This window comes from Pseudomonas sp. PONIH3 (assembly GCF_002934345.1).
Taxonomy (GTDB): domain Bacteria; phylum Pseudomonadota; class Gammaproteobacteria; order Pseudomonadales; family Pseudomonadaceae; genus Aquipseudomonas; species Aquipseudomonas soli.
Genome location: NZ_CP026386.1, coordinates 4,701,875 through 4,722,607, shown reverse-complemented (window position 1 = coordinate 4,722,607; position 20,733 = coordinate 4,701,875). Strand labels below are relative to the sequence as shown.

Sequence of the window (20,733 nt, the reverse complement as noted above, 5' to 3'; positions counted from 1 at the left end):
GGGGATCTACGTAAAATCAGGCACTGTATTCTCCATAACAAGTCCACAATACCCGAGACTGGATATCAGTTTGAGGTGCTTGCTTGGAAGTTGGCGCCTGGAGCCCTCACGATTACAGCGGAAATGTTCCGCGAATTCATTGATGCGGTCAGAACAAAAATGGCCATTCAATCAGTTTCTCTATCTCCAGAGATGCTGAAAATTTATCAGACCATGACAAAGAAGGAGAAAGATGGTTTTGATAGCTGGTATAAAAAACCTGGGAACAAAAAAAATGACGTCCCGTGGCCAGGGATGGATGAAGTGCTAAAAAGACTTAATGGAAATAAGAACAATGAGGAGAAATCGTAGGCGCGAGAAGCGTCCTAAGATTTAACTGTAGGCAAGCCATCGCCAACTTCCATCATTTTTTGGAAGTCTCCATGGCTACTAAAAAATAAGGCGCTAATTTCTTGTTAGTAGAATTTTTGGCTTGATTTACTGGGCTGATAAATTTCCTAAATACAACAGTCCGCGTTTGCGTACTGGCAAAAATTACAGCCCGCTTTTCACAGATAAAATCTTTGGTGGTGTCTGCTGTGGGGCGAAAGCTGTCAGTCGCGACTGGCTGCTTTCGACCCTAAGCTGACGGTGGGCATAGGCAGAAATCTGCCAATAGCCGCCAATGGCGTGTATTCAATCCGCTCCGCACATTCTCAATTTGGCCTCTTCAAAAGCCGCGAACGCCAACCAGGCCGTCATGGGTTTTCGGTTGCTTGATGGCAGAGTGATAATTTCTGTGCTAATTCCCTTTGGGAAAATGGAGCATGGATATGGCTATCTACGAGGAAGTGCTGGCATGGGCGGACAGGTTGCCACCGTGGCGGCAGGACGCCTTGCGGAGACTTTGTATTCAAGGGGCGTGGAGCGAGGCGGATCTTGGAGAGATTCTCGATCTCGCCAAGCAGCATCATGGGATAAACAGCGCAATGGAGCCTGCGCCGGAGCCGATCAGATTCGCCGCAGAGCATTTTCCCGCCGAGGCGAATCGAGACAGGACGGTCGTTCTTACATCTCTACATACGCTTATTGACGTTGGGAAAATTCCGAGTGACCAAGCTCTGACGTTTCAGTCGCAGGGACTCACGATCGTATACGGTGGGAATGGCGCAGGTAAGTCCGGCTATGCGCGAGTACTCAAGCAAGCATGCCGGGCGAGGAGCCCAGGTATCGTCTACGCCAATGCCTACGATCCGAACTACCAGCAGCTTACCCCGAGCGCCACTATCGACTTCGAATTGAATCATGCCCCAGAGCAGGCGATCTGGAGCGGTCAGCGCGGTCATGTCCCTCGGACCGAGCTCAGGGGGATCTCCGTCTTCGATAGCGACTGCGCCCGTCATTACCTCCAGACGAGAGAGGCAGCCACCTTTCAGCCGTCCGCCTTGGCCTACCTTCAACAGTTGGCAAATGGTCTAAATCAGGCGCTACGCCCAAGGCTTCAGGCAGAAATCGCGGGGCTCGCCACAGACATTACACCGTTCAATGTCATCCCCGCCGATACCGTAGCTGGCCAGACAGTACATCCGATTGGTCCGGCCACTGATCTGACGCGCGCGCGTGCTCTGGCCACGCTCACTGCGGATGAGCAAGCAGAACTCGCGCGTCTGCCGCAGGAGATCAGCGAGGCAGATCCCACCGCCAGGGCGACGAACCTCGACAACGCAGCAATTAGGGTCGATGAGCTGGCTAACAGTATCGCTGTGGCTGCCAACATAGTGTCTGATGATGCGATTGGGGCCACGCAGTCGGCTCATCGAAGCCTGGTGGAGGCCGAGGCGGCTGAATGCGCGGCATCTGCGCTACTGCAGTCAGAAGATGCCGCGCAGCTGCTTCCTGGAACTGGACAAGGCCCATGGGCATTATTGTTCAACGCCGCACGCGATTACTCGACCAGCACTGCGTATCCCGGACAAGCCTTTCCGGTCACTGACGAAGGTGGAGTATGCGTGCTTTGCCAGCAGGAGCTGACTCCTGAAGCGAAGGATCGCTTACAGCGGTTCGATCGCTATATCCGGGATAGGGCGGCCGAAGCCGCCCAAGTTGCGCGCAACGCTTGGCAACAGATCGTACGTGACGTCAACCAGACGACCGTTACCTTTACCGTTTCCCCGGTCATGTTTGAGAGCTTGGGCGCGCGAGTAGCAACGCTACCGGACGAGATCCGGACCTTCCAGGAAGATTTGGCAGCTCGACTTCAGTGGCTCAGAGCGGCCGTTGCTGATGGCGAATGGTTGGATCGACCAAATTATCGTGGTGCAACCCCGACAGCTTCACTCCATCAGGTCGCGGATGCCCTTCGCGTCGAGGCAGTCCGACTGCGCGCGAACCTTGATGCTGCGGCCTTGGCGGCGAAGAGGCTTCGCCTGAGGGAGCTGGAAGCGCGGCGGCTACTTTCCGAACATATCGAAGGCATCGCCCGGGTGACTGAAAATCTCGCTCTCAGGGCAAAGCTCCAGAGTTGCAATGAGGACATCGGCGGCACGCGCTCGATTAGCGTGCTTGCAGGTCAGTTGGCCAGGCGGTACGTCAGCGAGGCGTTGGCCGGAAGGATGAACGATGAACTTAACAGACTTGATCTTTACCACATTCGGGCCGGGGTCAGCTCAACCGGTGATGCGGGTTCGGTGCGTCTTGGAATTCAACTACACGAATGCCAGCTTGATCCGCATCTTGTCCTCAGCGAGGCGGAGCAGCGCATGTGTGCGCTCGCTTACTTCTTCGCAGAGCTCCACCAGTCAGAGTCCACTTCCGGAATCGTATTCGACGATCCGGTTTCGAGCCTTGACCACAACCATCGAACCGCCGTCGCACGACGGATTGTTGAGGAGTCCGTCAGCCGACAAGTCATAGTATTTACCCACGACGCGGTGTTTTTCGGAGAGCTGCTTACCCTTTGCCAAGATGCGCAATTGGTCCCTGAGGTCAGGTCAATCAACTATCGGGCAGAAGGGCCGGGTTATATCGATGCCGGTTTGCCCTATGACATGCGTAGGCACCGTGAGCGCATTGCATACCACCGTGCTGATCACCAACGAATCGCAGCCAACTTTAGTAACCCGCCGGGGGATGATGAGCGACTTGCGATGCGCAATGCTTACGATGACCTTCGTGTCACGATTGAGGTAGGTATCGAGGACACAATACTCAATGAAACCGTAGTGCGGTTCCGCGACGGTATCTCAGTCGGTCGGCTTAATGGCGTGATGAGCGTGCAGGAAGCTGATTACCGCGAGGTGCAGCGTTTGCATGACAGGTGCTGCCGCAACGTGCGCGCGCATTCACATGCGGCGGGACAGCAGCGGGCCGTTACGCAACCGGAGGAGCTCCTGCGAGATATCGAGGCCGTCAATACCCTGTTCCAAGATATCCGCCGGCGCAGAGGTTGAACCGCCTCCCCCACTGGTAGCCCAAGCGCCTGAGCGCGTCGCTCCCTGGCCGCTTTCAAGCCGAGCGCCGGATAATTGCCAAATGTAGCTAACCCATCACGGTCATCAGGTTTGGTGTACTTCATACGCCAGGTCTTGACCCCTGACGGCTTCACCAGCAGATAGAGGCCTTTGCCATCGAACAGCTTGTAATCCTTCTCCCGAGGCTTGGCCGCATCACATTTGGGATCGGTGAGAGGCACCACTGTGCGCGCCATAGGGATACGTTTCCTTGTCGAACCGAGATATCCCCAACCATATCCCTAAATAGCGTAGATACCCAGAGACAAAACGAGACAGGCAGAAACAACAAAGCCCGCGCTAGGCGGGCTTTGCGGGGTGTTTCGTAGACTGTCATAGACTTCTGGAAACTGGTCTCTGGTGCCGGAGACAGGAATCGAACCTGCGACCTTCGCGTTACGAGTGCGCTGCTCTACCGACTGAGCTACACCGGCGTGTTGCGCAACGTACCACTGCCGTGTCGGTTACGCAAACCCCTGTTTCACCTCACTTTCATTGCACCGTGCAGCCATTGGGCGCGAGGTCTTCCTCCACCGTGGTCACGCAAGTCCAGCCTGCCTGGGTACGGGCCAGGGTCACGGTCTTGCCCAGCACATTGGCCGGTGCGTCGGCCAGGGTGCAGGCGATGCTGGCGGTGCCGTCGGCGGCCTTGCCGCTGGCGGCGATCGCGCAATGGGCGGTGGCGGGCTGGCCGCCGAGGCTGGCGACGTCGGGTACGTCCTTGCCGTCGTTCAGGCGCACGTCCATCGGCGTCTTCAGCGCGGAGATTTCCAGCAGCGCGGCGGTAGCCTTGGCGCGGGCCTGGTGGTTGGTGTACATGGGGATGGCGATGGTCGCCAGGATGCCGATGATCGCGACGACGATCATCAGTTCGATCAGGGTGATACCTCGTTGCCCTTTCATGAACGGTCTTCCTTCGTGATACGTGGAGGCGCGGCGGGCGCTTTTATCGTGGCGCGCCCCGGCCGGCAGGCGCGCAGTAGGCCTGAACCGACACCTTTTGTCACCCCTGCGCGGCGGGGCGTCATCTTCGCTGGACTACTCTAGTGAGCCACAGGGAAACGCGCCCGGCAGCAGGCCGGGCAAGCTGTTACCGGGCTTTTCGCCCCCGTGCAAAAGGACTCTCGCCATGCCTGCTTCCACCCGTCTGTACGTCTGGGAAGGCGTCGATGCCAGCGGCGCGCCGCAACAGGGCCAGCACACTGGGCGCAGCCCGGCGTTCGTGCAGGCGTGGTTGCGCCAGCAGGGCATTCGCGCGACGCGGGTGCGGCTGGCGGGTGGGCTGCGCTGGCGCTGGCCGCAACGGGCGGGCAAGGCGGATGCGCCGGGGTTCAGCCGCCAGCTGGCGACCTTGCTCACGGCGGGGGTGCCGCTGTTGCAGGCGTTCGAGGTGATGGCGCGCAGCACGGTGAACAGCGCCATGGCGGCGTTGCTGGTGCGGTTGCAACAGGATGTGGCGGCGGGGTTGGGTTTGGCGGATGCCTTGCAGCGCCATCCGGGGTGGTTCGATGCGCTGTACTGCAACCTGGTGCGGGTGGGCGAGCAGTCGGGCACGCTGGACCGGCAGCTGGAGCAGATGGCGACCATGCTGGAGAAGCGCCAGGCGCTGCGGCAAAAGGTGCGCAAGGCGATGCTGTATCCAGCGCTGTTGCTGTTCACGGGGCTAGGGGTGGCGGCGTTGTTGCTGCTGGAGGTGGTGCCGCGGTTCCAGGGGTTGTTCGCCAGTTTCGACAAGGCGCTGCCGGCGTTCACCCAGTGGGTGATCGATTTATCCACAGGGCTGGGCAATCACGTCGGGTGGTTGGTGCTGTTGATAACTGCGCTGGGGTTTGGCGTGCGGGCGTTGTACCGGCGGCATCTGCCGGCGCGCCTGTGGATATTGCACGGGGTGTTGCGGGTGCCGGTGGTGGGCACCTTGCTCGGGCAGGCGGCGTTGGCGCGCTTTGCCCGCAGCCTGGCGACCTCCTACGCCGCCGGCGTGGCGTTGCTGGATGCACTGGCCACGGTGGCGCCGGTGAGTGGTAACAGCCTGCACGAGCGGGCGATCCTCAAGTTGCGCCAGGACGTGGCCGGCGGCATGGGGCTGCAGCAGGCGATGGAGGCGGATGCGCTGTTCCCGCCGCTGTTGCGCCAGCTGGTGGCGGTGGGCGAAGCCAGCGGTACCCTCGACCGGATGCTGGACAAGGCCGCGCTGCATTACGAAGAACAGGTGAGCCAGGCGCTGGAGCAGTTGACCACGCTGCTGGAGCCGGCCATCGTGCTGATCCTCGGGCTGCTGGTGGGGGGCCTCGTCGTGGCGATGTATTTGCCGATCTTCCAGTTGGGTAGCCTGATCTGAACATGAATGCCTGGACCGTAATCGTCGAACATCCGCCGTTCTTCCATACCTTGGCCGCGGTGCTGGGGTTGCTGGTGGGCAGTTTTCTCAATGTGCTGGCGTACCGCCTGCCGATCATGCTCGAGCGCCAGTGGCAGCGGGAGGCGCAGGAGGTGCTGGGGCTGCCGCAGGCCGAGCACGAGCGCTTCGACCTGTGCCTGCCGGCTTCACGTTGCCCGCACTGTCAGCGCCAGATCCGCGCCTGGGAAAACATTCCGCTGCTGAGTTACCTGGCCCTGCGCGGGCGGTGCGCCGGGTGCAAGGCGCGGATCAGCCTGCGTTATCCCTTGGTTGAGCTGGGCAGCGCCCTGCTCTCGCTGTTGGTAGCCTGGCATTTCGGGCCGGGTGTCGCGGCGCTGGGGGTAATGCTGCTGACCTGGGGGCTGATCGCCTTGAGCCTGATCGATGCCGAGCACCAGTTGCTGCCGGATGTGCTGGTGCTGCCGCTGTTGTGGCTGGGGTTGATCGTCAACGCCTTCGGGCTGCTGGTACCGCTGAGCGATGCGCTGTGGGGCGCGGTGGCAGGCTACCTGAGTTTGTGGTCGGTGTACTGGGCCTTCAAGCTGATCACCGGCAAGGAGGGCATGGGCTTCGGCGACTTCAAGCTGCTGGCCATGCTCGGTGCCTGGGGCGGTTGGCAGATCCTGCCGCTGACCTTGATGCTGGCGTCCTTGGTCGGGGCGCTGATCGGGCTGACGCTGGTGCGTTTCAAGCGCACGCAAATAGGCGCGGCATTGCCTTTCGGGCCTTATCTGGCCATTGCGGGGTGGATCGCATTGCTCTGGGGTGATGAAATAGTCGCCTCATACCTGCAACTGCTTGGAACCTGATGAGCACAGCGCCCTTCACACCCTGGATTCTTGGCCTCACCGGCGGCATTGGCAGCGGCAAGAGTGCCGCCGCCGAGCGTTTCGTCGAACTGGGCGTGCACCTGGTCGATGCCGACCAGGCCGCGCGCTGGGTCGTCGAGCCGGGGCGCCCTGCCCTGGCCAGCATCGTCGAGCGCTTTGGCGCTGGCGTGCTGCAGGCGGACGGCCAGCTCGACCGTGGCGCCCTGCGCCAGCTGATCTTCGCCGACCCGAGCCAGCGGCAATGGTTGGAACAACTGCTGCACCCGCTGATCGGCCAGGAGATCTTCAGCTACCTGGCCAAGGCCGAGACGCCCTATGCGGTGTACGTTTCGCCGCTGTTGATCGAGTCGGGGCAGCACCAGAAGACCCAACGCATCCTGGTGATCGACGCGCCGACCGAGTTGCAGGTGCAACGCACCTTGGCCCGCGACAACACCAGCGCGGAACAGGTGCAGGCGATTCTCAAGGCCCAGCTGGCCCGGGAAGAGCGCCTGCGCCATGCCGATGACGTGGTGGTCAACGATCGTGACCTGCAATCGCTGCACGACGAGATCGACCGCCTGCACCACTTTTACCTGACTTTACGAGGAGGCCAGCCATGAGCCAGCCGATGACCGTTGATTGCCCGACCTGCGGGGCGCCCGTGGAATGGGGCGAGCAGAGCCCGTTCCGGCCGTTCTGCTCGGACCGCTGCAAGTTGATCGACCTGGGCGCCTGGGCGGCCGAGGAGCACAAGATCGCCGGGGCGGAGGAGTCCGAGGATGAGCTGTATTCGGGGGATCTGGAGCCGCGTCACTAAACGGATCGCGCAGCCTTGACAACAGCTGCTGCTTGAATCCTGGGGCCGCGTTGCGGCCCATCGCTGGCAAGCCAGCTCCCACAAGGACGGCGCTTGGTTTTAGGTTTACGCGGTCGGTGTGGGAGCCGGCTTGCCGGCGAGAGGCCGGGACAGTTCAATTCCCTCTCATACAGTGCATCCCTGTTACCTGCGAACAGACCACCCTCAGAAGTTTCGTACCGCTTAATCAGACCAAACTGAATAGGCACTCTCCCCAGCCATTGGCATCGTTCGATGCAACAGCCCTCCTCCTTGCGGCTGGCCATCCGAGCAGGACGCCAACATGCCAGAACTGTACTTCATCGCTTACGGATTGGCGGCAGGCGTGCTGCTCGACTGGATGTGCCGGCCCAAAGTATTGAGGAGGGCCTTGTACGTCATCTTCATGGTGGTCGGTATCACCACTTGCTCCCAGCTGGGCGAACGACAAGTGCTGCAGCTCGATGGCGGGCTGTGGGGGATGTTGTTCGTGCTTGTTGGCCAGCGCTTGCTGTTCAAACGCTCACGCTATTCTCGCGACGATCCGGATTGAGAAACGATAGGTCCAGATCACCGGCAAAGCCGGTGCCATTCACATTACTTCTCGTCATCCTTCCAAGGCGCCTGCAGATAGCGGCTGCGGTTGAAGGTCTCCAGCCACTCCGGGCAGAACACCACCAGCGCACTGATCACCGTGCCGTTGATAAATGCCTCGGGGAACATCATCAGCCATAGGTAGCCAACGAAGTCGCTGAGCCATTCCGGCATGGCGAAACGCTCGTCCATCCACAGCAACCCCAGCCCTGCCATCAGGCACAGCAACACCGTCAACGCCGCCGGGAAGAACCCGCAACAGAAGATGTAGACGAACAGGTTACGCGGCTGGGCGCGCTCGACCAGGATCGCGCACACCTCGGTGACCAGCACCGGCAGGCCGACGATCAGCAGGCCGTTGACGCCGATGGCGGCAAGATCCTGCCGGCCCATCAGCAACAGGCCGAGCTGGGCGAGAAAGCCGCCGAGCACGGCCAATGGCCAGTCCAGCAGCAAGGTGACGGCGGTCATGCCGATGAAGTGGTACGACACCCCGGTATCGAAATCGCGGCGCACCAACCAGAGTATGAACAGGCAGAACACCGTGCCGAACAGCAGGTGCTGGCGGCGGGTGTCGGTGAACAGCTCGACCCAGCGGGTGCGGCTGGCGGCCCAGATCAGCAGGGGCACGTAACCTATCCAGCCAAGGGTAAGGCTGGTGCTGGACAAGACTTGTGCGCTGATCACCTGAACAATATCCCTGTCGGCCATGTGGACAAGCCTGAGTCTACACCCATTCTCCCTTTCAGCCTGTTGCTATAGGCTGGCACCTCCTTTCGATGCAGGACGCATCCGCCATGCCTGAAGGACTTAACCTGCCGCTGCTGCTAGGCGCGGCGTTCAGCGCCATCGCCGGCGTGCTGCACCTGGCGGTGATCGCCATTGGCCCGCGCTGGTACCGCTTGTTCGGCGCCGGCGAGCGCATGGCCAGGGCGGCGGAGCAAGGGCGCGCCTACCCCGCCTTGGTTACTGCGGCGATCGCGGCGGTGCTGCTCGTCTGGTCGGCTTATGCCTTGTCGGCGGCTGGGTTGATGCGCCCATTGCCCTTGTTGTTGCCGGTGATCTGCCTGATCACCCTGGTGTACCTGGCGCGCGGCCTGCTGGGGCCGCTGGTGCTGGCCGGCACCGGGCGCAGCCGGCGGTTTATCGCGGTCAGTTCGGCCATTTGCCTGGGCGGCGGGCTGCTGCATCTGCTGGGGGTGGTGCAGCAATGGCTGGTGCTGGGCTGATTCCTACGCACAAACAGCATCTTACCGTCATCAATTAGCGACTAAGCTTGTCCCCATGGATGACTCAGACTACCTCCGCCTGCTTACCATCCAGGCCGAGCAAGCCAATGCGTTCCTGTCCAATGCCCGCAAATGGGAGCGCGAGCGTTGGGTCTGCCAGCGCCTGCTGCAAGGGCTGAACATCCCCTACCGCAGCGAGGACTTCACCCCGGCCGGGCAAGAGCCGCCGGACGTGCTGTTCCGCGACGCGGCGTTCGAGGTGTTCTTCGTGCTCGACGAGGGCCGCCGGCTCAACGACGAATGGCGCGAGGAGCTGCAACGGCGGCGCAGCGCCTTCTCTCTGGCCCAGCTGGTGCGCCGTGAGCAACGGCCCCGGCGCATCAGTGCCCAGGAGCTGCTGGCGCGCCTGGCGCCGACCCTGCGCAAGAAGTCGCACAACTACCGCGAGCGCGGGCTGGACCTCAGCGAGCTGGACATCATCGCCTTCGCCAGCCTCAAGCGCGAGGTACTCGACCTCAACAGCCATTTCCCGCCGCCCACCGAGTACCTGCGCCAGGGCTGGCGGTCGCTGTCGCTGGTGGGGCCGACCTTCGCCCGGGTGCTGTTCGCCCACCCGGACGCGCCGGATTTCCTGCGCGGCAACCTGGGGCGCAGCATCGTGTTCGACGTAGGCATCAGTCTTTGATCCAGTGCCGGGTGTCTTTGCGATCACGTACACTCGGCGCCAGGGATAGAAAGCATTATCATTCGACCCATGCGTTTGCGTGAACGCTGTGGCGTACACGCAGTCACGAACGTCTATCTGACGAGGCCCACCATGACCAGCCGCCTGAATCCTGAAGATCAGCGTCGCGTCGATGAGTATCTGAGCGCCCCCCAGCATCAAGTCGAGCGCCGGCCCTTCCGGCCGTGGCTGCTCCTGCTGCTGGTGGTGGCCGTGACCATCGGTCTGGGCCTGTTGAGCCGCCTGCTGAGTGGACTGGTGCTATGAGCTGCCTTGCGCTCGCCCGCCCCTCATGCCGGATGCGGCCGGACCTTGTGTCCACGAATTCCGTAAAACTTGTGAGATATCCCCATGACTCATCGCATCGTGATTGTCGGCGGCGGCGCCGGCGGCCTGGAACTGGCGACCCGCCTGGGTAAAAGCCTGGGCAAGCGCAAACAGGCCGAGATCACCCTGGTTGATGCCAACCTGACGCACATCTGGAAGCCACTGCTGCACGAAGTGGCGGCCGGCTCGCTGAACTCCTCGGAAGACGAACTGAACTACGTGGCCCAGGCCAAGTGGAACCACTTCAACTTCCAGATGGGACGCATGAGCGGCCTGGACCGCGAAAACAAGATGATTCAATTGGCCGCGACCCTCGACGATGAGGGCCGTGAGCTGCTGCCTGCGCGCACCATCGGCTACGACACCCTGGTGATCGCCGTGGGCAGCAACACCAACGACTTCGGCACCCTGGGGGCGGCGCAGCACTGCCTGTTCCTCGACAGCCGCAAGCAGGCCGAGCGCTTCCACCAGCAACTGCTCAACCATTATCTGCGTGCGCACGCCGGAGATGTGGCCAGCGAGCAGATCAGCGTGGCCATCGTCGGCGCCGGTGCCACCGGCGTGGAGCTGGCGGCCGAGCTGCACAACGCCGCCCATGAGCTGGCAGCCTACGGCCTGGACAAGATCCAGCCCAAAGACATGCACATCACCATCATCGAAGCCGGCCCACGGGTATTGCCGGCGCTGCCGGAGCGCATCAGCGTGCCGGTGCACAAGACCCTGGAAAAACTCGGGGTGACGGTGATGACCAACGCCGCGGTCAGCGAAGTGACCGCCGATGGCCTGAAGACTGCCTCGGGCGAAGTGATCCAGGCCAGCCTCAAGGTCTGGGCGGCGGGCATTCGCGCGCCGGGCTTCCTCAAGGACATCGACGGCCTGGAGACTAACCGCATCAACCAGCTGGTGGTGCGCCCGACCTTGCAGACCACCCTGGACGACAACATCTTCGCATTCGGCGACTGCGCCGCCTGCCCGCAGCCTGGCACCGACCGCAACGTGCCGCCACGGGCCCAGGCCGCGCACCAGCAGGCCTCGCTGCTGGCCAAGAGCCTCAAGCTGCGCCTGGAGAACAAGGCGCTGCCGACCTACGAGTACAAGGACTATGGCTCGCTGGTATCGCTGTCGCGCTTCTCGGCGGTGGGTAACCTGATGGGCAACCTGATGGGCAGCGTCAAGCTGGAGGGCTGGCTGGCGCGGATGTTCTATGTGTCGCTGTACCGGATGCACCAGATGGCGCTGTACGGGACCTTCCGCACCTTGATGCTGATGCTGGGCAGCAAGATTGGCCGGGGCACCGAGCCGCGCCTGAAGCTGCACTGAGGCTTCAAGATCCTGGGGCTGCTTTGCAGCCCTTTCGCTGCGGTTCGTCGCCACGACAAGCCAGCTCCCACAAGGATGCGCGCTCCTGTGGGAGCTGGCTTGCCAGCGATGACCTTGACGCGATTTATCTGACCACGCGATACGTACTCTGCACGCACCCACTCTCGTAACTGGTCGTTCTCATGTGCTGCAACAGCACATCCTTCGCCAACTCGCCGAACAACGGTATCCCCTGCCCCAGCAGCACGGGGATGCGGGTGATGGTCAGCTCGTCCACCAACCCCTCACGCAAGAACCCCTGAATCAGCTTGCCGCCATCAAGGTAAAGGCTCTTTGCGCCCGTGGCCTGAAGGTGTTCGAGCAAAGCCGGGATCGGCCCCGGGTGCAACTCGACGCGCTCTGATACGCCCTGGGGCAGTGCTTTGAGGGTGCTGCTGACCACCACCACTCGCGCATCCGGATACGGCCACTCGCCAAAGGTCATGACCTTGTCGAAGGTGCCACGCCCCATTACCAAGGTATCGACGCCGGCCATGAAACCGGCGTAGCCATGGTCGTCAGCAGACTGGGTGGCCCCTAACAACCAATCGAGGCCGCCATCTTCACGGGCGATGTAGCCATCCAAGCTGGTGGCGATGAAAACACTGGCTTTGAGTGGCATGCGCGGGCACTCCTGCGGGCAAAGGCCACAGGGTAGCAAAGGGCGGGGATATAAATCTCGGACAAAGAAAAAGGGCATCTCTTTCGAGATGCCCTCTTTACATGGTGGGTCGTGTAGGATTCGAACCTACGACCAATTGGTTAAAAGCCAACTGCTCTACCAACTGAGCTAACGACCCTGAAAATGGTCGGGGTGAGGGGATTCGAACTCCTGACATCCTGCTCCCAAAGCAGGCGCGCTACCGGACTGCGCTACACCCCGAGATTGGCTCCGCGACCTGGACTCGAACCAGGGACCCAATGATTAACAGTCATTTGCTCTACCGACTGAGCTATCGCGGAACTGAACTTCGGTACATCTTTACTGCTTCGAAGCCTGTGTTAGCTTCGATCTCTTTGGCTATCCGCTTTCGCGTTGTCGCTGCTGAGGCCGACTATTCTACATTCTTCGTTTTGCTTGTCAACCACTTTTTTTCGTTCAACTTACTGATTTGTAAGTTATTTTCAGATCGTCGGTGTTGCTGGCGATCTGCTCAGTGCCTGACAGCGGGGCGAATATTAGGGGCACTCTGAATTTTGTGCAAGCACTTTTTTCAAAATTTTCAGCAAGTTAGCTAGGAAGCCGGAAAATCAGGGGCTTGCCCCGCGATAAAGCCGGACAGCACACATAAAAAAGCCCCGCTTACGCGGGGCTCTTCGTTTACTGCAGGTCAGCCAAAGACGATCTCGTCGCCCTCCACCTTCGCGGTGATCGCCGCACCCGGCAGGAACTCGCCCGCCAGGATCAACTGCGCCAGCGGGTTCTCGATCCAGCGCTGGATCGCACGCTTCAATGGCCGTGCGCCGTACACCGGGTCGTAACCGACGGCGATCAGCTTGTCCAAGGCCTCCGGGCTCAGGCTCAGCGACAGCTCGCGCTCGGCCAGGCGACCACGCAGGCGGCCAAGCTGAATCTCGGTGATACCGGCGATCTGCTCGCGGCCCAGGGGTTCGAATACCACTACTTCGTCGATGCGGTTGATGAACTCCGGACGGAAGTGCGCGCCCACCGCGTCCATCACCGCCGCACGCTGTGCCTCGCGGTCACCGGCCAGTTCCTGGATCTGCGCCGAGCCCAGGTTGGAGGTCATCACGATCACGGTGTTGCGGAAGTCCACGGTGCGGCCGTGGCTGTCGGTCAGGCGGCCATCTTCCAGCACCTGCAGCAGCACGTTGAACACATCCGGGTGGGCTTTCTCCACCTCGTCGAGCAGCACCACCGAGTACGGCTTGCGGCGCACGGCCTCGGTCAGGTAACCGCCCTCTTCATAGCCCACATACCCTGGCGGGGCACCGATCAGACGCGCCACGGAGTGTTTCTCCATGAACTCGGACATGTCGATGCGCACCATGGCCTCTTCGGTATCGAAGAGGAACTCGGCCAGCGCCTTGCACAGTTCGGTCTTGCCCACCCCGGTGGGCCCGAGGAACAGGAACGAGCCACTTGGGCGGTTCGGGTCGGACAGCCCAGCGCGGGAACGGCGCACGGCGTTGGCCACGGCGGTCACCGCCTCGTCCTGGCCGATCACCCGTTCATGCAGCAGGCTTTCCATCTTCAGCAGCTTCTCACGCTCGCCTTCGAGCATCTTCGCCACCGGGATGCCGGTCCACTTGGACACCACTTCGGCAATCTCTTCCTCGGTGACCTTGTTGCGCAGCAGCTGGTTGTCGGTCTTGCCGTGCTGGTCGACCATCTGCAGGCTGCGCTCCAGGTCCGGGATCACCCCGTACTGCAGCTCGGCCATGCGGCTGAGGTCGCCCTTGCGGCGCGCGGCTTCCAGCTCCTGGCGGGCCTGCTCGATCTTTTGCTGGATCTGCGCCGAACCTTGCACCTCGGCCTTTTCCGAGGCCCAGATCTCTTCGAGGTCGGAGTACTCGCGCTCCAGGCGCTCGATTTCTTCGGTCAGTTTCTCCAGGCGCTTCTTCGCCGCTTCGTCTTGTTCCTTCTTCAGCGCCTGGGATTCCACCTTCAGCTGGATCAGACGACGGTCGAGGCGGTCGAGCACCTCCGGCTTGGAGTCGATCTCCATGCGGATGCGGCTCGCGGCTTCGTCGATCAGGTCGATGGCCTTGTCCGGCAGCTGGCGGTCGGTGATGTAGCGGTGGCTGAGCTTGGCCGCGGCAATGATCGCGCCGTCGGTGATGGCCACCTTGTGGTGCACTTCATAGCGCTCTTTCAGGCCGCGCAGGATGGCGATGGTGTCTTCCTCGCTCGGCTCCTCGACCAGCACCTTCTGGAAGCGGCGCTCGAGGGCTGCGTCCTTCTCGATGAACTGCCGGTACTCGTTGAGCGTGGTGGCGCCGACGCAGTGCAGTTCGCCACGGGCCAGGGCCGGCTTGAGCATGTTGCCGGCGTCCATGGCGCCCTCGCCTTTACCGGCGCCGACCATGGTATGCAGCTCATCGATGAACAGAATGATCTGGCCTTCCTGCTTGCTCAGTTCGTTGAGCAGGCCTTTGAGGCGCTCTTCGAACTCGCCGCGGTACTTGGCGCCGGCAATCAGCGCGCCCATGTCCAGCGCCAGCAGGCGCTTGCCCTTGAGGCCGTCGGGCACTTCACCGTTGATGATGCGCTGGGCCAGGCCTTCGGCGATGGCGGTCTTGCCGACGCCGGGCTCGCCGATCAATACCGGGTTGTTCTTGGTACGGCGTTGCAGCACCTGGATGGTGCGGCGAATCTCGTCGTCACGGCCGATCACCGGGTCGAGCTTGCCTTCCTCGGCACGCTTGGTGAGGTCGACGGTGTACTTGTCCAGGGCCTGGCGCGATTCCTCGGCGTTGGCGTCGTTCACCGCCGCGCCGCCGCGCAGGTTGTTGATGGCGTTTTCCAGGGCCTTCTTGCTCACGCCCTGGCCGAGCAGCAGTTTGCCGACCTTGCTGTTCTCGTCCATGGCGGCAAGCAGCACCAGCTCGCTGGAGATGAACTGGTCGCCCTTCTGCTGGGCCAGGCGGTCGGCCTGGTTGAGCAGGCGCGCCAGGTCCTGGGACATGTTCACGTCGCCGGTGGGGTTCTGGATTTTCGGCAGCTGGTCGAGCTCTTTGGTCAGCGCCTTGCGCAGGCTGTTGACGTCGAAGCCGACCTGCATCAGCAGCGGCTTGATCGAGCCGCCCTGCTGGTCGATCAGCGCCTGCAGCAGGTGCAGGGGCTCGATGGCCGGGTGGTCCATGCCCACGGCCAGGGATTGGGAATCGGATAACGCGAGTTGCAGCTTGCTGGTCAGTCGGTCTATTCGCATGGGAGATACCTTCCTTTAAAGGGCAGGCGGAGCGATGGACAGCACCTGTAATGATGAACCTGCCTGAGATGACCAATAGATAAGGGTGATTCTGGAAGATTCAAGCGTAGCGGGGTTGACGGAAGTCAGCAGGGTGGTGATGGGATTGATATTGCCGGGGCTGCTGCGCAGCCCAATCGCCGGCAAGCCGGCTCCCACAGGGGCAGTACAGACTTTGGCATGTGGGAGCTGGCTTGCCAGCGATAGGGCCGCGAAGCGGCTCCAGGCTTAGCGAGGGCTGAGCCACACCAGCGAAGCGAAGCGCCCACCCTGCGGGGTACGGCGATAGGAGAAGAACCGCGGGTCGCTGACCGTGCAGAAGCCACCACCATAAACAGCAGTCACTCCACGCGCCGCCAGGCGAATCCGCGCCAGCTGGTAGATATCGGCCATCAGCTTGCCCGGCCGCTCGCCGTCGACGAACGCCGCGGCCGCCTCGGGATGCACGGCGGTAAAGGCATCGCGCACTTCCATGCCCACCTCGAACGCCTGCGGCCCGATGGCCGGGCCCAGCCATACCAGCACTTCTTCGGGTGGCAGGGCCAGGCGATCAAGGGTGGCTTCCAGCACGCCACCGGCCAGCCCGCGCCAGCCGGCATGGGCGGCGGCCACGCGGGTACCGGCGCGGTCGCAGAACAGGGCGGGCAGGCAATCGGCGGTCATCACGGTGCAGGCGATGCCCGGCTGGTCGGTCCAGCTGGCATCGGCCTCGGCGACCACGGCGGGGTCGGCATCGGCCACCACCAGGCCGTGCACCTGCTTGAGCCAGGCGGGCTGGATGGCGAATTCTTCGCTGAGGCGACGACGGTTCTCGGCAACTGCAGCGGGGTCATCGCCCACATGGTCGCCAAGATTGAAGGATTCATAGGGCGGCAGGCTGACGCCGCCCTGGCGGGTGGTGACACAGGCGCGGACCGAGGCCGGGGCCGGCCAGTCGGGAATGATCAGCGCCTGCGTCAGGCCACTCATCCGATAAAACTCTCGCGGTCGTCGTTGAGCAGCGACAGCAGCCAGAGGAAGTCGTCCGGCAGCGGCGAGGCCCATTCCATGCGCTCACCGGTGGTCGGGTGATCCAGGGCCAGGAAGCGGGCGTGCAGGGCCTGGCGCGGGAAGTTCTTCACCGCCTCGACCATGGCCACGCTGGCAGCCGGCGGAATGCGGAAGCGCACGCCGTAGGTCTGGTCGCCGACCAGCGGATAACCGACATGCGCCATGTGCACGCGGATCTGGTGGGTGCGGCCGGTTTCCAGCTTGACCCGCACATGGGTGTGCGAGCGGAAGCGCTTGAGCACGCGGTAGTGGCTGACTGCCGGCTTGCCGCCGTCGGTGACCGCCATGCGCTGGCGCTCGCCGCCGTGGCGGCCGATCGGGGCGTCGATCTTGCCGCCGGCGATCACCACGCCGACCACGATGCACTCGTAGATGCGGCTGACCGAGCGCTTCTGCAGTTGGTCGACCAGGTTGGTCTGCGCCTGCAGGGTCTTGGCCACCACCATCAGGCCCGTGGTGTCCTTGTCCAGACGGTGCACGATACCGGCGCGCGGTACGTTGATGATGTCTGGCACATGGTGCAGCAGGGCATTGAGCAGGGTGCCGTCGGGGTGGCCCGCCGCCGGGTGGACCACCAGCCCGGCCGGCTTGTTGATCACCAGGATCTGGTCATCTTCATAGACGATGTCCAGCTCGATGTCCTGAGCCACCCATTCGCCCTGGGCCTCCTGCTCGGCCTCGAGAGCCAGGATGGAGCCGGTGTGGACGGTGTCGCGCGGCCGCAGCACCGCGCCATCGACGGTCAGGCGGCCATCTTTGATCCACGAGGACAGGCGCGAACGCGAGTACTCGGCGAACAATTGGGCGGCGACCTGGTCGAGGCGTTGGCCGCCCAGTTCGGACGGGACCTCTGCGCTAAGTTGAATGATCTCGGACATGCTCGAATCGACGGGCGTTCAGCCTTTGGTTTCGGCTGCGCGCTTGTGGTTAAATACGGCTTCTTTTGCCCCGGGGTTTGCCGGGGGCGCTCATCATAACAGGACGGCACCGCCCAAGACAGCGGCCGTCAAAGGGACGCAAGCCGCCATGCAAGTGAAACACCTGCTGCTGATCGCCATCCTCGGGCTCACCGCTGCCTGTTCCTCGAACAAGGAAGTCATTGACGAGAACCTCAGCGAGGCCGAACTGTACCAGCAGGCGCAGGCCGACCTGGACAACTCCAGCTATACCAGCGCCGTGAACAAGCTCAAGGCCCTGGAGTCGCGCTACCCGTTCGGCCGCTACGCCGACCAGGCCCAGCTCGAGCTGATCTACGCCAACTACAAGAACTCCGAGCCCGAGGCCGCCAAGTCGGCTGCCGAGCGTTTCATCCGCCTGCACCCGCAGCACCCGAACGTCGACTACGCCTATTACCTCAAGGGCCTGACCTCGTTCGACCAGGACCGCGGCCTGCTGGCGCGCTTCCTGCCGCTGGACATGACCAAGCGTGACCCGGGCGCCGCCCGCGACTCGTACAACGAGTTCGCCCAGCTGACCAGCCGCTTCCCCAACAGCCGCTACGCCCCGGACGCCAAGCAGCGCATGATCTACCTGCGCAACCTGCTGGCCTCCTACGAAATCCACGTGGCCAACTACTACCTGAGCCGCGAGGCCTATGTAGCCGCCGCCAACCGTGGCCGCTACGTGGTGGAGAACTTCCAGGAAACCCCATCGGTGGGTGACGGCCTGGCGGTGATGGTCGAGTCGTACCAGCGCATGCACCTGGACGAGCTGGCCGCCACCAGCCTCGAGACCCTCAAGCTCAACTACCCGGACCACCCGAGCCTGGTCGATGGCCAGTTCGTCACCAAAGTCGATGAAAACGGCAACCGCTCGTGGCTGTCCAAGGCCACTCTGGGCCTGATCGAAACCAAGGCCCCACTGCCGCCGGGCGAAACCCGCGCCAACCAGGACGTGGTCAAGCAGTTCCAGGACGCCCGCTCCGAGATGCCCGAAGAGCTGCTCCCCAAGGACGAGAACGGCGACCCGATCCTGCCGGAAGGTCCGAAGGAAGCCGACAAGGACCGCAGCTGGTTCAGCTACATGACTTTCGGTCTGTTCGACTGATACGTCGCATGCGCAGAAAGGGAGGCCCGAGGCCTCCCTTTTTTATTGGCCGCGTCCTAGACTGTCGCCTTCTTAATTCGACAAGCTGGACACCATGGTTCGCCTACTTTTCTGGATCGCCCTGATCGCCGCCGCGTTCTGGCTGTGGCGCAAGTTCAAGACCAGTCAGCAATCACCTGCCGAACCGCGCCTGCAGGACCCGCTGCAGATGGTGCGCTGTGCCCATTGCGGCGTGCACCTGCCCAATGACCGGGCGTTGCAGCTGGGCAAGGAGTGGTATTGCAGCCAGCAGCATCTGGAGCAAGGGCCGGGGCAACAGCGCTGAGTTGCGTTGTGGGAGCGGGCTTGCCCCACTCCCACGCCCGCTCGTCATCACTGTTGTGTCTCAGCCCAGACGCCCCTCAGGCGCATACGGCGCCGGATCGATGATCGGCGCACGCCCCAGCAGCAGGTCGCTGAACAGCTGGCAAGACGCCGGCGCCAGCACCAGCCCGTTGCGGTAATGGCCGCAGTTCAGCCACAACCCCGCATGCCCCGGTACTGCACCAATGTAAGGGATGCCTTCCGGCGACCCAGGGCGCAGGCCAGCCCAGTGCCCCACCACCTCGGCATCCGCCAGCGCCGGCAGCAGTTCCACCGCCGAAGCCTTCAGACTCTCGAGCGCATCACCGGTCGGCGTCTTGTCGTAGCCGGCATGCTCCAGGGTGCTGCCAACCAGGATATGCCCGTCGCGGCGCGGGATCGCGTAGCGCCCCTTGGCCAGGACCATGCTCGGCAGGAAGTCCTCGGCGCACTTGAACAGGATCATCTGCCCTTTCACCGGTTCCACCGGCAGGCTCAGGCCCAATGTCTGCAGCAGATCGCCGCTCCAGGCACCGGCACTGAGCACCACCTCGTCGGCAGCCAGCACGCCCTGCTCGGTACGCACCCCGGCGACACGCCCGCCTTCATGGACGAAACCGCTGATCTGGCAATGCTCGCGCAGGGTCACGTTGGGCAGCGCCAGCAGCGCGGCCTTGAGCGACTTCACCAGGCGCGGGTTGCGTACGTTGGCCACGCCCGCCATGTAGATGGCATGGCGGTAGCCTGGCCCGAGCACTGGCACCGCGTCGTAGGCAGCCGAGATATCCACGGCGCTGAGCGGCCGCTGCTCACGGGCCGCCCAGGCCAGGGCCTCGGCTTCGTCGTCCAGGTCCAGCCAGTACAGCCCGGTGGTGTGCACCTGCGGGTCGATGCCGGTGCTGGCGAACAGACGCTCGCCCAGCTGTGGATAGAAATCCTGCGACCAATGCGCCAGCGCCGTTACCGCCGGGCTATAGCGCCAGGGGTACAACGGCGAGACGATGCCGCCACCGGCCCAGGACGACTCACGCCCTACCTCGCCCTGGTCGCACACCACCACCCGGTCGACATCCGCCGCCAGGTTCAACGCCGTCAGCAGGCCGATGACGCCACCGCCGACAATCACTACTTGCTTGCTCATCGTTCGATCCAACACCTGAAGTAATTCCACGGTGCACGGGCACCTCTTGATCTTCAGCTTCCCCAGCACGCCTGTTCGTCTTCGCTGCCCCCGGGATTATCACGCACACCAGCGTGATCGAGGCGGAAGTCGCCACAGCGGTCATCTGCCATGAGCGTCTGCGCAACCCGGCGGGCAAGCAGTGTGAAAGCGTCTTCGTCACGCTGTGCCTGCAGGCGGTAGTAGCGGCTGCCAGCCGGCAATAGCGTGACAAGCTGCTCGCTGTCGGCATAGCCGCCGACATGCGCGCGATGCTGTTCCAAGCGCAACGCCGCGTCCTGCAGCAGCCCGACCACCTCGCTGCGCGCGGCACGGCGTAGCTGGTCGCTGTAACTGGGGTAGGCAATGGCTGCCAGCATGCCGATCAGCGCCACGACAATCAATAATTCGATCAGACCAAGACCCCGCTGCATG

Annotated in this window: 21 protein-coding genes, 4 tRNA genes and 1 pseudogene; 13 read left to right on the top strand and 13 right to left on the bottom strand. The window is 62.7% G+C overall.

All coding sequences use genetic code 11. The features are described from left to right. Positions 1-123: 123 nt before the first annotated feature. Together C3F42_RS29435 and C3F42_RS21935 are read left to right on the top strand one after the other, a co-directional pair. Positions 124-351 carry a hypothetical protein gene (locus C3F42_RS29435; protein WP_218277420.1) on the top strand — a complete coding sequence of 76 codons (228 nt, stop codon included), beginning with the start codon at positions 124-126 and terminating at the stop codon, positions 349-351. Between the two features lie 461 nt (positions 352-812). Further along, the gene (locus C3F42_RS21935) at positions 813-3,428 is read left to right on the top strand and encodes an AAA family ATPase (RefSeq protein WP_104444904.1); all 2,616 of its coding nucleotides are present in this window, start codon (positions 813-815) and stop codon (positions 3,426-3,428) included. A gap of 17 nt (positions 3,429-3,445) precedes the next feature. On the opposite strand, the pseudogene C3F42_RS21930 reads toward C3F42_RS21935, so the two are convergent. From C3F42_RS21930 to C3F42_RS21920, 3 genes and pseudogenes are all read right to left on the bottom strand, one after another. Then, a pseudogene (locus tag C3F42_RS21930) lies at positions 3,446-3,685 on the bottom strand (integrase arm-type DNA-binding domain-containing protein); the annotation flags it as partial. A 161-nt stretch (positions 3,686-3,846) separates the two neighbouring features. After that, a tRNA-Thr gene (locus tag C3F42_RS21925) sits at positions 3,847-3,922 on the bottom strand. Between the two features lie 58 nt (positions 3,923-3,980). Beyond that, positions 3,981-4,391, bottom strand: coding sequence for a pilin (locus C3F42_RS21920; protein WP_104444903.1), 411 nt, complete (start codon positions 4,389-4,391; stop codon positions 3,981-3,983). A gap of 226 nt (positions 4,392-4,617) precedes the next feature. Here C3F42_RS21920 and C3F42_RS21915 point away from each other — a divergent pair, with 226 nt between their 5' ends. From C3F42_RS21915 to C3F42_RS21895, 5 genes are all read left to right on the top strand, one after another. Further along, positions 4,618-5,826, top strand: coding sequence for a type II secretion system F family protein (locus C3F42_RS21915; protein ID WP_104444902.1), 1,209 nt, complete (start codon positions 4,618-4,620; stop codon positions 5,824-5,826). 2 nt (positions 5,827-5,828) lie between these two features. After that, positions 5,829-6,695 carry an A24 family peptidase gene (locus C3F42_RS21910; protein WP_104444901.1) on the top strand — a complete coding sequence of 289 codons (867 nt, stop codon included), beginning with the start codon at positions 5,829-5,831 and terminating at the stop codon, positions 6,693-6,695. Continuing rightward, positions 6,695-7,318, top strand: coding sequence for a dephospho-CoA kinase (coaE, locus tag C3F42_RS21905; protein ID WP_038706809.1), 624 nt, complete (start codon positions 6,695-6,697; stop codon positions 7,316-7,318). The genes C3F42_RS21910 and coaE overlap by 1 nt, the downstream gene beginning before the upstream one ends. Continuing rightward, positions 7,315-7,515 (top strand): DNA gyrase inhibitor YacG, encoded by a 201-nt coding sequence (gene yacG / locus C3F42_RS21900; protein WP_046854173.1) that lies wholly within the window; start codon positions 7,315-7,317, stop codon positions 7,513-7,515. The genes coaE and yacG overlap by 4 nt, the downstream gene beginning before the upstream one ends. Positions 7,516-7,837: 322 nt before the next feature. Further along, a complete protein-coding gene (locus C3F42_RS21895; RefSeq protein ID WP_104444900.1) occupies positions 7,838-8,086 on the top strand; it encodes a hypothetical protein in 249 nt (82 codons plus the stop codon). 44 nt (positions 8,087-8,130) lie between these two features. On the opposite strand, the gene C3F42_RS21890 is transcribed toward C3F42_RS21895, so the two are convergent. Further along, positions 8,131-8,838 (bottom strand): energy-coupling factor ABC transporter permease, encoded by a 708-nt coding sequence (locus C3F42_RS21890; RefSeq protein WP_104444899.1) that lies wholly within the window; start codon positions 8,836-8,838, stop codon positions 8,131-8,133. 86 nt (positions 8,839-8,924) lie between these two features. On the opposite strand from C3F42_RS21890, the gene C3F42_RS21885 reads away from it, so the two are divergent. The 4 genes from C3F42_RS21885 (at position 8,925) to C3F42_RS21870 (ending at position 11,727) form a co-directional block, all read left to right on the top strand. After that, entirely contained in the window at positions 8,925-9,356 is a 432-nt protein-coding gene (locus tag C3F42_RS21885) for a hypothetical protein (protein WP_038706810.1), read from the top strand. A gap of 55 nt (positions 9,357-9,411) precedes the next feature. Next, positions 9,412-10,041: a DUF1780 domain-containing protein gene (locus C3F42_RS21880; RefSeq protein ID WP_038706811.1), complete on the top strand. Its 630-nt coding sequence runs from the start codon at positions 9,412-9,414 to the stop codon at positions 10,039-10,041. A 132-nt stretch (positions 10,042-10,173) separates the two neighbouring features. Next, positions 10,174-10,347 (top strand): DUF3094 family protein, encoded by a 174-nt coding sequence (locus tag C3F42_RS21875; RefSeq protein WP_023631877.1) that lies wholly within the window; start codon positions 10,174-10,176, stop codon positions 10,345-10,347. Between the two features lie 84 nt (positions 10,348-10,431). Further along, positions 10,432-11,727: an NAD(P)/FAD-dependent oxidoreductase gene (locus tag C3F42_RS21870; protein WP_038706812.1), complete on the top strand. Its 1,296-nt coding sequence runs from the start codon at positions 10,432-10,434 to the stop codon at positions 11,725-11,727. Between the two features lie 124 nt (positions 11,728-11,851). Here C3F42_RS21870 and C3F42_RS21865 read toward each other — a convergent pair whose 3' ends face one another. From C3F42_RS21865 to rluD, 7 genes are all read right to left on the bottom strand, one after another. Beyond that, positions 11,852-12,388, bottom strand: coding sequence for a dihydrofolate reductase family protein (locus C3F42_RS21865; protein WP_104444898.1), 537 nt, complete (start codon positions 12,386-12,388; stop codon positions 11,852-11,854). Between the two features lie 102 nt (positions 12,389-12,490). Beyond that, positions 12,491-12,566: transfer RNA gene (locus tag C3F42_RS21860), tRNA-Lys, on the bottom strand. A 6-nt stretch (positions 12,567-12,572) separates the two neighbouring features. After that, positions 12,573-12,649, bottom strand: a tRNA-Pro gene (locus C3F42_RS21855). Positions 12,650-12,653: 4 nt separating this feature from the next. Next, a tRNA-Asn gene (locus C3F42_RS21850) sits at positions 12,654-12,729 on the bottom strand. A gap of 368 nt (positions 12,730-13,097) precedes the next feature. Then, positions 13,098-15,662, bottom strand: a complete 2,565-nt coding sequence (clpB, locus tag C3F42_RS21845) for an ATP-dependent chaperone ClpB (RefSeq protein ID WP_104444897.1) — start codon at positions 15,660-15,662, stop codon at positions 13,098-13,100. Positions 15,663-15,929: 267 nt separating this feature from the next. Next, positions 15,930-16,670, bottom strand: coding sequence for a peptidoglycan editing factor PgeF (gene pgeF / locus C3F42_RS21840; RefSeq protein WP_104444896.1), 741 nt, complete (start codon positions 16,668-16,670; stop codon positions 15,930-15,932). Then, positions 16,667-17,629 carry a 23S rRNA pseudouridine(1911/1915/1917) synthase RluD gene (gene rluD / locus C3F42_RS21835; protein ID WP_038706814.1) on the bottom strand — a complete coding sequence of 321 codons (963 nt, stop codon included), beginning with the start codon at positions 17,627-17,629 and terminating at the stop codon, positions 16,667-16,669. Before rluD ends, pgeF begins: the two co-directional genes overlap by 4 nt. Positions 17,630-17,777: 148 nt before the next feature. Here rluD and C3F42_RS21830 point away from each other — a divergent pair, with 148 nt between their 5' ends. Next, entirely contained in the window at positions 17,778-18,797 is a 1,020-nt protein-coding gene (locus C3F42_RS21830) for an outer membrane protein assembly factor BamD (protein WP_023632577.1), read from the top strand. 94 nt (positions 18,798-18,891) lie between these two features. Continuing rightward, positions 18,892-19,122 carry a PP0621 family protein gene (locus C3F42_RS21825; protein WP_023632576.1) on the top strand — a complete coding sequence of 77 codons (231 nt, stop codon included), beginning with the start codon at positions 18,892-18,894 and terminating at the stop codon, positions 19,120-19,122. Between the two features lie 60 nt (positions 19,123-19,182). Here the strand turns inward: C3F42_RS21825 and thiO are convergent, their stop codons facing one another. Further along, entirely contained in the window at positions 19,183-20,280 is a 1,098-nt protein-coding gene (gene thiO / locus C3F42_RS21820; RefSeq protein WP_038706815.1) for a glycine oxidase ThiO, read from the bottom strand. A 53-nt stretch (positions 20,281-20,333) separates the two neighbouring features. Continuing rightward, complete coding sequence (locus C3F42_RS21815; RefSeq protein WP_023632897.1) at positions 20,334-20,732, bottom strand: type IV pilin protein; 399 nt, start codon at positions 20,730-20,732, stop codon at positions 20,334-20,336. Position 20,733: the final 1 nt, after the last annotated feature.